Raw genomic sequence first — 15,183 nt, forward strand, 5'->3', positions numbered from 1 at the left:
ACGTACGGAGATCAGCGTGGAGTCCAGGACTACCTCTCGCCGCAACTTTCTCAGCCTCGTCTCCATGGGAGTCCCCCTAGGAGCCGCACTTGCCGCCTGCGGCGGCACAGGACCCACCCAGACGGGCGCCGGTGGCGACCCCGGCGCCGGCGCGACCGCCGGTGGCGGCGGCGCCAACAGCGCCACGTACTGGTACCTGTCGACGCAGCCCCAGGAGGGCGTGCGCACCAGGACGATCGAACGGCACAACAAGGCCAACGCCAACGGGACGATCACCGGCACGACGTTCCAGAACGACGCCTTCAAGACCAAAATCAAGACGGCCATCGGCGCCGGCCAGGCCCCCACGCTCATCTGGGGCTGGGGTGGCGGCACCCTGCGCAGCTACGTGCAGGCCGGCCAGGTGGACGACCTGACCGACTGGTTCGAGCAGAACCCGGCCGTCAAGGACAAGCTGTTCCCGTCCTCCTTCGGCGCCGCGACCATCGACGGCAAGATCTACGCGATGCCGTGCGAGACCCTGCAGCCGATCGTCCTCTACTACGACAAGCGGGCCTTCGACAAGATCGGCGCTCAGCCGCCCCAGACGTGGGGCGACATCCTCGACCTGGTGCCCAAGTTCAACGCCAAGGGCATCGCGCCGTTCTCGCTGGGCGGCCAGTCGCGCTGGACGAACATGATGTGGCTGGAGTTCCTCTTCGACCGCATCGGCGGCCCCGAGGTCTTCCAGGCCGTGTTCGACGGCGAGAAGGACGCCTGGTCCAACCCGGTCGCGATCCAGGCGCTGGGCGAGATGCAGAAGCTGATCAAGGCCGACGGCTTCGTCAAGGGCTTCTCCTCCATCACCGCCGACTCCAACGCCGACCAGGCCCTGCTCTACACCGGCAAGGCCGCCATGATGCTGCACGGCGGCTGGACGTACGGCAGCATGAAGGCCGACGGCGGCGACTTCGTCTCCGGCGGCAACCTGGGCTACATGAACTTCCCGCCGGTCGACGGCGGCAAGGGCGACCCCGGCAACACCGTGGGCAACCCCGGCCAGTACATCTCCATCTCCTCCAAGGCCACGCCCGAGCAGAAGGAGATCGCCAAGAAGTTCTTCGCCGGCGCGCTGATCGACGACACCGCGGTCAAGGAGTGGGTCGGCACGGGCGCCGTGCCGATCATCAAGGGCGCGGACAAGGAGTTCGCCAACTCCGAGGACAAGGACTTCCTCGGCTTCGTCTACAACATCGCGGTGAACGCCAAGACCTTCGGTCAGTCCTGGGACCAGGCGCTCAGCCCGACGGCCGCCGAGGTGCTGCTGGACAACATCGCCAAGCTGTTCCAGCTGTCCATCTCGCCTGAGGAGTTCGCCACGAACATGAACGCGGTCATCGGCAAGTGAGCGCCGTCATGACCACCGCCAGGCCCGCCCGCAGGGCGGGCCGTGGCGGCTCCATCAAATGGATGACCATTCCGGCGCTGGTGTTCTTCGTCGGTTTCGCCCTCATCCCGCTGGTAGGGGTGCTCGCCCTCAGCTTCGCGCAGTGGGACGGGCTCGGAGAGATCGGTATCGCCGGGTTCAGCAACTGGAGCGCCATCCTCGCCGATCCCGGCCTGCCGCACGCGCTGTGGATCACCTTCCTCGTCATGGCCGTCTCGTGGGCGGTGCAGACGCCCGCGAGCATCCTGATGGGGGCCTTCCTGGCCGGGCAGCAGAAGTACCGCGCGGTCCTGTCGGTGGTGTTCTTCATCCCGCTGCTGCTCAGCTCCGCCGCGCTGGCGATCACCTACAAGGCGCTGCTCGACCCGAACTTCGGTCTCGGCGCCGGGCTCAACATCCCGTTCCTGGTCCAGGACTGGCTGGGCGAGCCGGTGCTCGCCTTCGGCGTGGTGATCTTCGTGGTGTCGTGGCAGTACATCCCGTTCCACTCGCTGATCTACCAGGGCGGCATCCGGCAGATCCCGCGCTCGATGTACGAGGCCGCCGAGCTCGACGGCGCGGGCCGGGTGCGCAGGTTCTTCAGCATCACGCTGCCGCAGCTCAAGTACACGATCATCACGTCGTCCACGCTGATGGTCGTCGGGTCGCTGACCCTGTTCGACCTGATCTTCGTGCTGACGGCGGGCGGCCCCGGCGACGCCACCCGGGTGCTCGCGCTCGACATGTACAAGCGCGGTTTCCAGGCCAACCTCATGGGTCCGGCCAGCGTGATCGCGGTCATCCTCGTCCTCGTCGGCCTCGGCCTGTCGCTGCTCCTGCGCCGGCTCGGCGGCCGAGACCAAAGCCACAGCCAGCTTGAAGGGGCCTGACGCATGACGACCGCCCCCACCAGGGCTCCCCAGCGCGACACCATCTCCGCCGGCCCTTCGCACCGCCGCAAGGTCGGCCGCAGCCAGGAGCGCCCCAACTGGATGGCCGGCGTGACCAGCGTCATCTGGCTGGTCATCGTCGCCGTGCCGATCTACTGGATCGTCATCACCAGCTTCAAGTCGCAGTCGAACTACTACCAGGAGAACCCGTTCGCCCCGCCGGGAGAGCCGACGCTGGCGAACTACCGCCTGGTCATCGAGTCCGACTTCATCCAGTACTTCGTCAACAGCGTGATCGCGACCCTCGGCGCCGTGGTGCCGGCCGTGCTGGTCAGCTTCATGGCGGCGTACGCGATCGTGCGCGGCGGCAGAAGCAGGTCGCTGCGCTGGACGAACTCGCTGTTCCTGATGGGTCTCGCGATCCCGCTGCAGGCCGTGGTGATCCCGATCTACCTGATCATCATCCAGCTCGGTCTGTACGACTCGCTGATGGCGCTGATCCTGCCGTCGATCGCGTTCGCGATCCCGCTGTCGGTGCTCGTCCTGTCGAACTTCATCAGGGACGTGCCCAAGGAGCTGTTCGACTCCATGCGGATCGACGGCGCCTCCGAGACCGAGATGCTCTGGAAACTGGCGTTCCCGCTCACCCGCCCCGCCGTGGTGACGGTGACGATCTACAACGCGCTGCAGATCTGGAACGGCTTCCTGCTGCCTCTGGTGCTCACCCAGAGCCCCGACAAGCGCACGCTGCCGCTGGCGCTCTGGTCGTTCCAGGGCCAGTACAGCATCAACGTGCCCGCGGTGCTCGCCTCCGTCGTGCTCACCACGCTGCCCATCCTGGTGCTGTACGTGGTGGGCCGCCGCCAGCTCCTTGCCGGTCTCACCGCGGGGTTCGGCAAGTGAGCCGGCCGGCGTGCCGTCTCAGGTGCGCCATGTCCGTCTCGTAGCAGCGGTCGTCCCCGCGGGCGACGTGACCGGCGAAGGCCGCGTCGCCCGCGGCGGCCCGCTCCCGCATGAACCGCACCAGGTGCTCCAGCCTGGTCACCGCCGTGCCGGGCAGCGCCGCGAGGTCGTCGCCGCCGAGCCCGTACGCGGCCGCGAACAGCGCGAGCCGCCGCGCCTGCTCCGCCACCGGCAGCCCTTCGGTGTGCCGCGGGTCGTTCAGCGGCACGAACCGGTAGGCGGCGTAGGCGACGTCCCACAGGCGCGGCCCCGGGTGCGCGGTGTCGAAGTCGATGAACGCGACCGGCGCGCCGTCCCTGAACACACAGTTGTACGTGGCCACGTCGCCGTGGCAGATCACCTCGGCCGGCTCGACCGGCGGGAGGTACCAGGTGGCGCCGGGCGGCGGCACGAAGCCGGCGGTGGCGTCGTGGTAGCGGCGCAGCAGCCGGGCCGCGCCGGTCAGCGCCTCGTCCGTACGCGCCCAGCCCGGCAGCGGATGGTCGGCCGTCTCCCCCGGCACGAAGCCGAGCACCTCGCGCCCCTGCTCGTCCACGCCGTGGGCTCTGGGCGCGCCGGTGAAGCCGCGGCCGGCGAGGTGGCGCAGCAGCGCGTGCACGGCCGGGGTCCACGGGCCGGTGGGGCGGCGTACGGTGTCGGCCACCTTCACCACGTGGTTGACGCCCCCGCCTGTCAAGATCTCCTCGTCCGCCACCCCTCCCTTCTACCGGTCATGCCGCGGACCGCACCACTTGTTTTATGCGCACGACGGCCGCATCGAGGCGCGCAGCGCGCCGGGCCACCGCACCGCGTTCCGCGTCCTGCTGCCCGTGGAGGGCCGCCGGGTCAGCCCGAGCGGCGCACCATCTCCTCGATCCAGACGGGCGCGTAAGGGGACGTGCAGCCCGGCGAGGTCGGGTAGTCCTTCAGCACCTCCAGGCGCTCCCCGATGGCGACGGCGCGGGCGCGGTGCTCAGGGTGGTCGATGCCGATCTGGGCCAGGCAGTGGTTCATCGCCCACTGGAGGCGCTCATGGGCGTCCTTCATCTCCGCCTCGATGACGTCCAGCAGCCCCGCCAGGTCGAGGCCCTCAGGTTTCCTGGACACCCGTTCGGTGGTCAGCGCCCAGCCCGCGCTCGCCACCACCGGGTCGTGGTCGGCGAACCACGCCACCCGCAGCCCTTCGGCGTGCGGGCTCTTCTTCACCACGTAGTTGACCAGCCAGTCCTGCACCTTGGGCGTGCGGGCCTCCCGCAGCATGCGGTCCAGCTCGTCCGCCTCGAGCGCCTTCGGCCGGCAGACCAGCAGCGCCAGCAGCCGCGCCGCGCTGTCACCCGTCTCCCACAGTGCGCGGGCGAGGTCCTGCCGCGTCTTGAGCCGCTTGGCGATGGCACGCAGCTTGCCCAGGTTCACGGCGTGGTCGTCGCCGTGCCGCTCGTTCACCTCGCGGATCTTCGGGTCCGCGAGGGCGGCCAGCTCGGCCATCACCTCTGCCAGCTCGTCGGCCAGTGTCCCGGTCGTCGCCGTCTCGGCCACGTCCACCTCCCTGTCGGACTTCAGCGTAAGCGGGAGCTCACACACTATTCCCAGCTTGTCGCGGTCTCATATGGACTGGCACGGAAGGAGAGACATGCTGCGCAGATTCCGCAGGCGTACCAGCTGATCATCATGATCACGCACCGGTTCACCTGGTTCCAAGTGCACGTGCGGCGGCAGGTCGTCAAGGTGCGGGTGCCCTCCGACGTCGACTCCACGCCCGCCGTCGCGCTGTGCGCGGTGTGGGCGCGGTCAGCGGCGGGCGCGGAAGGCGACGGCGGTGGTCGAGGTGATCGCCGTCACCAGGACGACGGTGAGCAGGACGCTGCTCAACGGGTTGCGCCGCCGCTCCGCCGGCTCGGCGCGGATGACGCGTGACCGCGAGGACGGCGTCGGGGACGGCGTGGGAGTGGGCGTGAGCGTCGGCGTGGGCGGCAGGACCACCTCAGCCGGTACGAGCGGCGGCACGCCCCGCTGCACCTGCCGGGGCCGCCCGCGCGGGCACTCCCCGAGCTGAACGTCCCCCGCACACAGCCCGTCCGGATAGACGGTCACCTGAGGCACCGTCACCTTGGGCGCGGCATGCCGCTTCGCGTCCGGCATCGCGATCGACACCCTGGGCCGCGGCGAACTCTGCACCCACACCCGCGGCACCCGCACGTCCCGCCCGACTCTGACCCGCTTGGGCGGCGCGGGCGGCCGCACGGACACTTTGGGCACAGGCTGCGGCTTGGGCACCGCACGCGGCTTGGGCACCGGCCGCTGCTTGACGACCGGCCGAACCGGCTTACGAGGCGGCGGCACCCGCCCCGGCTCCGTCACACGAGCCGCCATCCGCACCCGCCGCGAGGCCACCCGCACCACCCCTTCCCGCCCACCACCGGGCTGTACGCGCTCCGGCCCCGCCACGCCCCGCGCCGCCGCCATCGGCACGTGCGACGCAGCGGGCGCGTGCCGCGCCGGCACGTAGCGCGACAGGCGCTGCGCTTTGGGCGGGAGCGGTGCTGTGGCCGGAGCGTGCGCCTGGTGGGCGGCTCGGTCGGCTGCGGTCGGCGCGCCACGTTGCGGAGGAGCGTTGAGGTCGGTGGTGGCGGGGCCGGTGAACGTGGCGGTGATCAGCGCGGTGGCCAGCAGGAGCGGGCCGCGCCTTGCTCCCACGGTCACACCTTTCCGGTGATCCGGGCGAACTCATCCAGGGCTCCCCTGAACGCCTCCGGCCCCACGGCCAGGGGTCCGTCGAAGGCGCGGGAGATGTCCCACGTCAGGTAGGTGCCGAACCCGATGAGCCCGGCGGTCGCCACCAGCGGCAGGATCGCGAGCCCGCGCGGCCTGGCACCGGCGAGGAACGGGAAGATCACGACCAGCACCCCGGTGAGGATGGTCAGGAAGAGCAGGCCGTCCGGGGGCCGGGCGGCGGCGTCGGCGGTGCGCTGGGCGCGGGCGGTGGAGATGGCGCGGAGGTGTTCGAGCACCTGCGCCTTGGCGTCCTCCTCGTCGTCGTTGGCCGCCGGCAGCGCGGTGACGCGGGCGCGGAGGTCGTCCATGCGCTCGGCCCCGACGGGGTGCATGCGGCCCTCCCTCATCAGCGGCCACTCGTCCCTGACCACGAACGCCACATATTCCCGCAACGACCTGCGCACCTCTTCGGACGCGCTGCCGGGCAGCTCGGCGGCGGCCCAGTAGGCGTCGACGGCGGCCTGGCTCTCGGCGTGGGTGTTGAGCCTCGCGGCGTCGGCCGTCGTCCAGGGGACGATGATCGCTATGGCGAACACGAGCAGGAACATCGCCGACAGCATCGCCCCGGCGTGCGCGGCGGACGGGCCGCTCGGATCACGATCCTCGCCTGCTCTCTTGACCCGTCTGAACACCAGCGCGGCGAGCGCCACCGCGCCCACCGCCGCCAAGATCGAGAGCGTGTACGCCATGAAGATCTCCCGGACCTCTTTCGGATACGCAGTGTCACATTACTATCACACAGTGCAATGATGGCGTCAGGCGCTCAAAGGTAAAGTCCCGGGCAAGCCCATACCTCCGGCGAGCCGCCGCGAAGATCACTACGTTAAAGGACCCGGGGCCCTACCCCGGGGTAATCCCTGGGCCGGCCCCTGAGGCGCAATCGTACGAAAAATCGCAATATGTGAGCGTCCCCCGGTGGGAGGGGCGCGGGTGAGGACGTCCAGGCCGTTCGCGGAGGGACGGCCGGTGTCCTCGCCGGCGCAGGGGATGGTGCTCGCAGGACCCCGTGGAGCAGCTGCCACGTCGCAGCGCCGGCCCTCGCCGAACCGGCGCCGGGTCCCCGCGGTCACGCCAGAGCGGTCGCCGCACGTAGCCATGCCGCCACCGCCCCGGACCCACACCGCCTCCCATGACACTCCACCGCCCGAAGGGACTCCGAAGGCGTGGGCGCCGCGTACCGCCTTCCGTGGTGCGCCACCGGCTGAAGGCGGGTGGACTAGCCGTGTGGCGGCGCGGTGGAGAGGCGGTGGCGGACTGGACGGATTGCCGGGAAGTTGACGTGATGTCTCACAAGATGTCCAGCCGAATGATGAGATTTCGGGATTGTCGGGACCATGGACCGCGTGAATCTCAACGGTCGTAAATTCGTCATGGTCAGCTCGACGGCGAGCAAGGTCAACCCCGATGGTCCCACACGGTTCGAGTACTGGGAGGACGACGGGCTCGTGTGGGGCAGCTACACCGGCGACACCGTGACCCAGGGCCGCTTCGTGGGGACGCGCGACGGCGCCGAGGTGACGATCTCCTACGTGCACGCCCTGGTGGCCGGCGGCAAGGCGGCGGGGAAGAGCACCAGCCGCATCGAGACCGGCGACGACGGGCGGCTGCGGCTGGTGGAGGAGTTCAGCTTCGAGGGCGACGACACCCCGCACGTCAGCGTCTGCGCCGAACTCCCCTGACCGCCCAGAAGCCGGGGGTGGCCTCCCCGAAAGGGGCGGCTCACCCCGGCGAGCGCGCGAGGTCAGGCGTCCTTGCGGAGGGCGGCGCGGCCCTCCGCCGCTCCGACGAAGCGCATCTTGCCCAGAGGCACGTCGCCCTGGGCCTCCGGGGTGGGGCGGCGCTGGGCGCGGGCGGCCTGGTCGCGGTCTCTGGGCAGCACGTACGGCCGCTTGAGCACCTCGTCCAGGATGAACACCGTCTCGGTGGCCTTGACGGCCGGGATGTTGGCGAGCCGGTCGGTCACCATGGTGTGCACGGCGGCCACGTCGGAGACCCGCACCTGGATCATCGCGTCGTGCTGCCCGGTGGTGATCGCGCAGTACTCGACCTCCGGCATCCGCGCCAGCTCGGCCCTGAACTGCTTCCACATCTGCTGCCGTACGGTGACGAAGATGAGCGCGGTGATGCCGAGCCCGGTCCTGACGTGGTCGATCTCGGCGGTGAAGCGCTTGATGGCGCCGTCGGCGCGCAGCGCCTCGAAGCGGGTGTAGGCGTTGGCGCGGGAGATGCCGACGCGTTCCGCGAGGGCGGCGACGGAGATGCGGCCGTTCTCCCTGAGCACCTCGAGGATCTTCATGTGGATCTCGTCCAGCTCGAGCCCGATTCCGATCCGTCCAGGCTGACCGCCACCCGTGGCACCATTTCTGGAAATTTCACTCATCATTACCTCACCGCTCTTTATATCCGTCTCGCCGACCGCACGGAGCCTGGACGTTCTGCCGCACAATCCTCGACATCCTTCTGCCGAACGTCCAACCTTGGAGGACCTACATGGCGACCCGCTCGCAGACGGCGGCTGTGCTGCTCGCCGGTGCACTCGCCCTCGCCGCCTGCGGAAGCGGCGGCACCACTCCCACCTCCGGAGCATCGGGTGCCGCCGGGGGCAAGACCCTCGTCATCGACACCTCCTTCGACCTGAAGACCGCTGACCCCGGCCGCACGTACGAGCCGACGGGGCTCATCGTGGGCAAGGCGATCTATGAGACGCTGCTGACGTTCGACGGGGCCGACGTGACCAAGCCGGTGCCGGCGCTGGCCGAGTCGTACGAGCTGTCGGAGGACGGCAAGACGCTGACGCTCAAGCTGAAGCAGGGGGCCACGTTCGCCGACGGGTCTCCGCTGACGGCCGACGACGTGGTGTTCTCGCTCACGCGGGTGCGTGACATGAAGGGTACGCCGTCGTTCCTGCTGGACGGCGTCGAGGTGGCCAAGGAGGGCGACTCGACGATCACGCTGACGTCGAAGACGCCGAACCCGGCGCTGCCGTACATCCTGCCGAACCCGGCGCTCGGGATCATCAACAGCAAGGTCGCCAAGGAGCACGGCGCGACCACGGACCCGCAGGACAAGGCCGAGCAGTACCTCAACTCGACGTCGGCCGGGTCGGGCCCGTACGTGATCGAGTCGTTCAACGTCAGCAGCCAGGTCACGCTGAAGGCGAACCCCAAGTACCACGGCACGAAGCCCGCCTACGACAAGGTCGTCATCCGCAACGTCGAGGCCGCCACCCAGAAGCTGAACGTGCAGCGCGGCGACAGCCAGGTGGCGCTCAACCTGTCGGGCGACCAGGTCACCGGCATGCCGCCGACGCTGCAGGTGAAGAAGACGCCCTCGGCGAACGTGCTCTTCCTGCTCGCCAACCAGGACTCCGCGGTCAGCAAGACCACCACGAACCCGAAGTTCGTCGAGGCCGTGCGCAAGGGCGTGGACTACGCGGGCCTGCTTGAGCTGGCCGGCGAGGGCTCGACGCAGGCGCCGGGCATCATCCCGTCGCAGCTGCTCGGCGCGCTGCCGCCCGACCAGGGCGCCAAGCGGGACGTCGAGGGCGCCAAGGCGGCGCTGGCCGAGAGCGGGCTGTCGAACCCGACCGTGAAGCTGGAGTACCCGAGCGAGCTGACCGTGAACGGCCTGTCGTTCCAGCCGCTGGCCGAGCGCATCCAGGCCAACCTCAAGGAGGTCGGCATCACGGTCGACCTGCAGCCCGCGCCGGTCACGACGGCGCTGGACAACTACCGCAACGGCAAGGAGGAGATGGGGCTGTGGTACTGGGGCCCCGACTACCCCGACCCCAGCGACTACCTGGCGTTCCTGCCCGGCAAGACCGTGGGGCTGCGGGCCGGCTGGAAGGAGGGGGCGTCGAAGGAGCTGGAGTCCGCCGGTGAGCAGGCCGCCGCGGCCATCGGCGACGACGCCCGCAAGGCCGCCTACGTGGACGTCCAGACGAAGCTGAACGCCTCGGGCCCGTTCGTGCCGCTGATCCAGCCGAGCCAGAACATCGTGACGGCCGCGTCGGTGACCGGGCTCGAATACCACCCGGTGTGGACGGTGGACGTCGCCGACCTCGGCGTGAAGTAGGGGACGTCCCAGGTGTCGGAGACCCAGGAACCGGCGGCGGGCCCGCCCGCCGCCCCCGCTGAGCAGAGTGCGGGCGCGGCACGGCGGCCCAGCCGGCGGCGCGGCGGGCATCCGCTGGCGCGGTTCCTCGTGCGGCGCGTGCTGCTGGCCGTGCTCATGGCGTGGGGCATCACGCTGGTGACGTTCGTGCTGACGAACCTCGTCCCCGGCGACCCCGTGGCCGCGAACCTCGGCCAGCGCGCGCTCGGCGACCCCGCCATCGTGGCGCAGTGGCGGGCCGAGCACGGGCTGGACAAGCCGCTGTGGCAGCAGTACCTGATCCACCTGCAGGGCCTGGTCCAGGGCGACCTGGGCACGAGCCAGCAGAGCCACCGCCCGGTGGCGCAGGACCTGGCCGAGTTCGTGCCGGCGACGCTGGAGCTGGCCGGCGCGGCGATCCTGGTCTCGCTGGTGCTGGGCGTGGCGTTCGGGGTGGTGGCGGCGCTGCGCAGGGACCGGCTGTCGGACCACGCGCTGCGGGTGCTGAGCCTGATCGGCATCTCGGTGCCGACGTTCTGGCTGGCGCTGGTGGCGTTCTACGTCTTCTTCTACCGGCTGCAGATCACGCCGGGCAGCGGCCGCGTGGACGCCGCGCTCGGCTCGGCGCCGCCGGTGACGGGCCTGCAGACGGTGGACGCGCTGCTGGCCGGCCGCTGGGACATCTTCACCTCCGCCGTCGGCCACCTGGTCACGCCGGCGCTGGTGCTGGCGCTCTACACGATCGGGCTGCTGACCCGCTTCACCCGCTCGGCGGTGCTGGAGGTGCTGGGCCAGGACTACGTGCGCGCGGCCAGGGCGAAGGGCCTGCCCGGGCGGACGATCCTGTTCCGTTACGTGCTGCGCTCCGCCCTCGTGCCCGTCATCACGGTCGCGGGCCTGGCGTTCGGCAGCCTGCTGTCCGGCACGGTGCTGGTGGAGGCCATCTTCGCCTGGCCGGGCGTCGGCCAGTACGCCTACAAGAGCGCCACCACCCTCGACCTGCCCGCCGTGATGGGCGTCGGCCTGGTCGTCGGCGTGGTGTACCTGGTCATCAACCTGATCGTGGACGTCCTGTACGGCGTCATCGATCCGCGAGTGAGGCTGCAATGAGACGGCGGGACCCCCTGGCCCGCAGGGGGCTGCTGCGGCGGCTGCCCGAGGCGTGGCGGCAGCCGCTGGCCGTGGTCGGCGCGGTGCTGGCGGTGGCCTGGCTGGTGATCGCGCTGGCGGCGCCCGCGCTGGCGCCGCACGACCCGCTGGCCCAGGAGCTGCCGCGGCTGGCCGCCCCCGGGCCCGGCCACTGGTTCGGCACCGACCAGCTCGGCCGCGACATCCTGAGCCGGGTCATGTACGGGGCGCGCGTGTCGATCCCGCTGACGCTGCTGCTGGTGGTGCTGTCGGTGCTGATCGGCGGGCTGCTGGGCGCGTGCGCCGGCTACTTCGGCCGCTGGGTGGACGAGACGATCATGCGGGTGGCGGACCTGGTGTTCGCGTTCCCGACGGTGATCCTGGCCATGGTGGTGGCCGCGGCGCTGGGCGCGAGCCTGACGAACGCGGTGCTGGCCGTGCTGGTCGTGGCCTGGCCGGCGTACGCGCGGGTGACGCGCGGGCTGGTGCTGGGCGTGCGGGAGCGGGAGTTCGTGCTGAGCGGGCGGCTGCTGGGCTTCTCGGTGTGGCGTTCGCTGCGGGTGGACGTGCTGCCGAACGTGACCGGCCCCGTCCTGGTGCTCGCCACCCTCGACATCGGCACGGCGCTGCTGCTGCTCTCGGGCCTGTCGTTCCTCGGCCTGGGCGCCAAGCCGCCGTCGCCCGAGTGGGGGGCGATGGTGGCGTCGGGCGTGGAGGTGTTCGACAGCTGGTGGGTGGCGACGTTCCCCGGCCTGGCGATCCTGACCGTGGTGCTGGCGTTCAACTTCCTCGGTGACACGCTGCGCGACGCCCTCGACCCCCGCACGGCCCGCGCGATCAAGGAGCGTGCCCTGTGACGCTGGACATCGCGGACCTGAAGGTGACGATCGGCGGCAAGGACGTCCTGCGCGGCGTGGACCTGCGGCTGGAGGCCGGGAAGGTGCACGGGCTGGCCGGCGAGAGCGGCTCGGGCAAGACGATGACCGGGCTCGCCGTGCTCGGCCTGCTGCCGCACGGCGCCAAGGCGTCGGGGTCCATCACGCTCGGCGAGCGCGACCTGCTGCGGCTGCCGCCCAAGGAGCTGAACAAGGTGCGCGGCGGCGAGGTCGCCATGGTGTTCCAGGACCCGGCGACCAGCCTGCACCCGATGCTGACCATCGGCACGCAGCTCACCGAGCACATGCGGCACCACCTGCGGCTGGGCAAGGCCGAGGCGAAGGAGCGGGCGGTCGAGCTGCTCGGCAAGGTCCGCATCCCCGGCCCCGCCGAGGCGTACGGGCGCTTCCCGCACCAGTTCTCCGGCGGGATGCGGCAGCGCATCGCGATCGCCATCGCGCTGGCCTGCTCCCCCAAGGTGCTGATCGCCGACGAGCCGACCACGGCGCTGGACGTCACCGTGCAGGCCGGCGTGCTGCGGCTGCTGCGCGGGCTCTGCGACGAGCTGGGGCTCGCCGTGCTGCTGGTGACGCACGACCTCGGCGTCATGTCGGCGGTGGCCGACGAGGTGAGCGTGATGAAGGACGGCCTGGTGGTGGAGTCGGGCCCGCGCGGGCGCGTGCTGCGCGAGCCCGAGCACGCCTACACGCGCTCGCTGCTGGACTCGCTGCCCGACACGGAGGTGCGCTGAGCATGCTGACCATCGACGACCTGGTGGTGGAGCACCGCTCGCCCGGGCGTCCCGTGGTACGGGCCGTCGCGGGAGCCAGCCTGGAGGTGCGGCCCGGCGAGGTGGTCGGGCTCGTCGGCGAGTCCGGCTGCGGCAAGTCGACGCTCGCCCGCGCGGTCTGCGGGCTGAACCCGGTGACGGCCGGGTCCATCGCGTTCGAGGGCGAGCCGGTGACGCCGCTCGGGCTGCGGCGCAGGAAGCTGACCGGCATCCAGATGGTGTTCCAGGATCCGTACGCGTCTCTGAACCCCCGGCGCCGGGTGGGCGACCAGATCGCCGACGGGCTGCGCACCTCAGGGGACACCTCCACGACGCCCGCCGACCTGCTCGAACGCGTCGGGCTGCCGCGTGACTTCGCCGGGCGGCATCCGCACGAGTTCTCCGGCGGGCAGCGGCAGCGCATCGCCATCGCCAGGGCTTTGGCCGCGCGGCCCCGGCTGCTCATCGGCGACGAGCCGATCTCCGCGCTGGACGCCTCCGCGCAGGCGCAGGTGGCTCGGCTCATGCGCGACCTCGCCGTGTCGTCGGGAGCCGGGCTGCTGTTCATCAGCCACGACCTGTCGGTGGTGCGGCTGATCGCGGACCGGATCGCGGTCATGTACCTCGGCAAGATCGTCGAGGTGGGCGACACGGCCGAGGTGTGGGCGCGGCCGCGGCATCCGTACACGGAGGCGCTGCTGGGCGCCATCCCCAAGCCGGACGGCCTCGGCGTCCTGCCCGCCGAGCTGCCCGGCGACGTCCCTGACCCGGCCTTTCCGCCGTCGGGCTGCCGCTTCAACCCGCGCTGCCCCTCGGTGATGGACGTGTGCCGCGAGAAGGAGCCGGCCTTCGGGCCGGTCGCCTGCTGGCTCCACGAGCCCCAGTGACCCCGCCACCCCCTGATCCCTTCGGCGCGGACCTCACGCCGGATGAGCGTCCCGGGCCGGAGGGTGCGGCGGCGGTGGGCGGGCCCTGGCTGGCTGGACCGGGGGACGGCCCCGCGACCGGGCCGATGGCGGGGCCGATGGCGGGGCCGATGGCGGGGCCGATGGCGGGACTGGTGGCCTCGCGGGTGGTCGCGGTGCGGGAGCGGATGGTGGCGGATGGGGTGGATGCGCTGGTTCTGCGACCCTCGCCCGATTACCGGTTCCTGGGGGGCGGTGAGGGGGCGTTCCTCGTGGTGACGGCCGAGGTGGTGGCCGAGACGGACGACCCCGCCTCGGTGGTGCCCTCAGAGGCGCGGCGGGTCGGGGTGGACGCCGAGATGCGGGTGCGGGAGCTGTTCGGGCTGGCGATCGAGGCGGAGTTCGTACCGGCCTCGACGGTGCTCGCGCCGCTGCGGCTGTGCAAGGAGCCGGGCGAGGTGGCCGCCATCAGGCGGGCCGTTTCTGCGGCGGAGGGCGTGCTGGCGGGGGCGCGGGAGCTGTCCTGGTTCGGGGCGACCGAGCGGGAGATGGCCAGGCGGCTGGGGCTGCTGCTGGTCGAGTCGGGGTGCGAGGACGTGGCGGCGCTGCGGGTAGCGGCGGGTGAGCACACGGCCAGGCCCTCGCACGTGCCCGGCGACCGGGTCGTCAACCCCGGGGACGCGGTGACCGTGTCGGTGTGCGGGCGGTGGGGCGGTTACTGCGCGGAGGCGGCCCGGGTGTTCGTGGTGGCCGAGCCGCCGGAGGACTTCGACGCGATGTACTCGGTGGTGCCGGCGGCGTACCGGGCGGGGCTGGCCGCCGTCCGTCCCGGCGTCCCGATGTCGGAGGTGGCCAGGGCGGTCACGGAGGTGATCGACGGCAGCGGCTACGGCCGCTACGCCTCCCCGCACGTCGCCCACGGCATCGGCCTCGGCCCCGACGAGGGCCCCCGTCCCGGCGAGGACACCGTCCTGTCCGCGGGCATGACGTTCTGCCTGGAGCCGGCGATCCACGTACCGGACCTGTTCGGCGCCCGTCTGGCCGACGTCATCGCCTGCACGGAGTCAGGCGCCCTCCCCCTGGGCTCCCTCCCCCACACCCTCCACATCCTCGACCGTTGACCCCCCTCCCCAACCCAGAGAACGCAAGCCCGAGAGGGTGGCGGTTCCCCATCCCGCCCCCGAAGGACACAAGCCCGTGAGGCGGGGTAGCTCCGAAGGACGCAAGCACCCGAAAGGGTGGAGCCTCCACCCCACCCCCGAAGGACGCGAGCCCGTCCCACGGGAGAGCCTCCGAAGGGCGCGAACACCCGAAAGGGTGGAGCCTCCACCCCACCCCCGAAGGACGCGAGCCCGTCCCACGGGAGAGCCTCCGAAGGGCGCGAACACCCGAAAGGGTGGAGTC

15 protein-coding genes are annotated in these 15,183 nt (G+C 71.3%); 10 read left to right on the plus strand and 5 right to left on the minus strand.

Annotated elements, in window-relative coordinates:
* Positions 1-64 precede the first annotated feature (64 nt).
* Genes AB0K12_RS34350 through AB0K12_RS34360 form a run of 3 tightly spaced genes read left to right on the plus strand, consistent with a single transcriptional unit; the run spans position 65 to position 3,198 of the window.
* Positions 65-1,387: an extracellular solute-binding protein gene (locus tag AB0K12_RS34350; RefSeq protein ID WP_364384861.1), complete on the plus strand. Its 1,323-nt coding sequence runs from the start codon at positions 65-67 to the stop codon at positions 1,385-1,387.
* An 8-nt stretch (positions 1,388-1,395) separates the two neighbouring features.
* A complete protein-coding gene (locus tag AB0K12_RS34355) occupies positions 1,396-2,295 on the plus strand; it encodes a sugar ABC transporter permease (RefSeq protein WP_355423005.1) in 900 nt (299 codons plus the stop codon).
* Between the two features lie 3 nt (positions 2,296-2,298).
* Positions 2,299-3,198: a carbohydrate ABC transporter permease gene (locus tag AB0K12_RS34360; RefSeq protein ID WP_364570790.1), complete on the plus strand. Its 900-nt coding sequence runs from the start codon at positions 2,299-2,301 to the stop codon at positions 3,196-3,198.
* Here the strand turns inward: AB0K12_RS34360 and AB0K12_RS34365 are convergent.
* From AB0K12_RS34365 to AB0K12_RS34380, 4 genes are all read right to left on the minus strand, one after another.
* Positions 3,176-3,952: an aminoglycoside phosphotransferase family protein gene (locus AB0K12_RS34365; RefSeq protein ID WP_364570793.1), complete on the minus strand. Its 777-nt coding sequence runs from the start codon at positions 3,950-3,952 to the stop codon at positions 3,176-3,178. The two genes, AB0K12_RS34360 and AB0K12_RS34365, sit on opposite strands and share 23 nt — an antisense overlap.
* Before the next feature lie 131 nt (positions 3,953-4,083).
* Positions 4,084-4,722, minus strand: coding sequence for a DNA alkylation repair protein (locus AB0K12_RS34370; RefSeq protein ID WP_364570882.1), 639 nt, complete (start codon positions 4,720-4,722; stop codon positions 4,084-4,086).
* Between the two features lie 303 nt (positions 4,723-5,025).
* The gene (locus AB0K12_RS34375) at positions 5,026-5,931 is read right to left on the minus strand and encodes a hypothetical protein (RefSeq protein ID WP_364570796.1); all 906 of its coding nucleotides are present in this window, start codon (positions 5,929-5,931) and stop codon (positions 5,026-5,028) included.
* A 2-nt stretch (positions 5,932-5,933) separates the two neighbouring features.
* A complete protein-coding gene (locus AB0K12_RS34380) occupies positions 5,934-6,698 on the minus strand; it encodes a hypothetical protein (protein ID WP_364570799.1) in 765 nt (254 codons plus the stop codon).
* A gap of 645 nt (positions 6,699-7,343) precedes the next feature.
* Between AB0K12_RS34380 and AB0K12_RS34385 the strand changes: the two genes are divergently transcribed.
* A complete protein-coding gene (locus AB0K12_RS34385; RefSeq protein WP_364384831.1) occupies positions 7,344-7,688 on the plus strand; it encodes a hypothetical protein in 345 nt (114 codons plus the stop codon).
* Positions 7,689-7,750: 62 nt separating this feature from the next.
* Here the strand turns inward: AB0K12_RS34385 and AB0K12_RS34390 are convergent, their stop codons facing one another.
* Positions 7,751-8,392, minus strand: coding sequence for an Lrp/AsnC family transcriptional regulator (locus tag AB0K12_RS34390; RefSeq protein ID WP_364570803.1), 642 nt, complete (start codon positions 8,390-8,392; stop codon positions 7,751-7,753).
* 107 nt (positions 8,393-8,499) lie between these two features.
* Between AB0K12_RS34390 and AB0K12_RS34395 the strand changes: the two genes are divergently transcribed.
* The 6 genes from AB0K12_RS34395 (at position 8,500) to AB0K12_RS34420 (ending at position 14,900) form a co-directional block, all read left to right on the plus strand.
* Entirely contained in the window at positions 8,500-10,083 is a 1,584-nt protein-coding gene (locus AB0K12_RS34395; RefSeq protein WP_364570806.1) for an ABC transporter substrate-binding protein, read from the plus strand.
* A gap of 12 nt (positions 10,084-10,095) precedes the next feature.
* Positions 10,096-11,211, plus strand: a complete 1,116-nt coding sequence (locus AB0K12_RS34400; protein ID WP_364570809.1) for an ABC transporter permease — start codon at positions 10,096-10,098, stop codon at positions 11,209-11,211.
* A complete protein-coding gene (locus tag AB0K12_RS34405; protein ID WP_355423046.1) occupies positions 11,208-12,086 on the plus strand; it encodes an ABC transporter permease in 879 nt (292 codons plus the stop codon). Before AB0K12_RS34400 ends, AB0K12_RS34405 begins: the two co-directional genes overlap by 4 nt.
* The gene (locus AB0K12_RS34410; protein WP_364570813.1) at positions 12,083-12,856 is read left to right on the plus strand and encodes an ABC transporter ATP-binding protein; all 774 of its coding nucleotides are present in this window, start codon (positions 12,083-12,085) and stop codon (positions 12,854-12,856) included. Before AB0K12_RS34405 ends, AB0K12_RS34410 begins: the two co-directional genes overlap by 4 nt.
* A gap of 2 nt (positions 12,857-12,858) precedes the next feature.
* The gene (locus AB0K12_RS34415; protein WP_364570816.1) at positions 12,859-13,761 is read left to right on the plus strand and encodes an ABC transporter ATP-binding protein; all 903 of its coding nucleotides are present in this window, start codon (positions 12,859-12,861) and stop codon (positions 13,759-13,761) included.
* A gap of 74 nt (positions 13,762-13,835) precedes the next feature.
* Complete coding sequence (locus AB0K12_RS34420) at positions 13,836-14,900, plus strand: M24 family metallopeptidase (protein ID WP_364570819.1); 1,065 nt, start codon at positions 13,836-13,838, stop codon at positions 14,898-14,900.
* Positions 14,901-15,183: the final 283 nt, after the last annotated feature.

Source organism: Nonomuraea sp. NPDC049419, from assembly GCF_040676995.1.
In the GTDB taxonomy this organism is placed as follows: Bacteria; Actinomycetota; Actinomycetes; order Streptosporangiales; family Streptosporangiaceae; genus Nonomuraea; species Nonomuraea salmonea.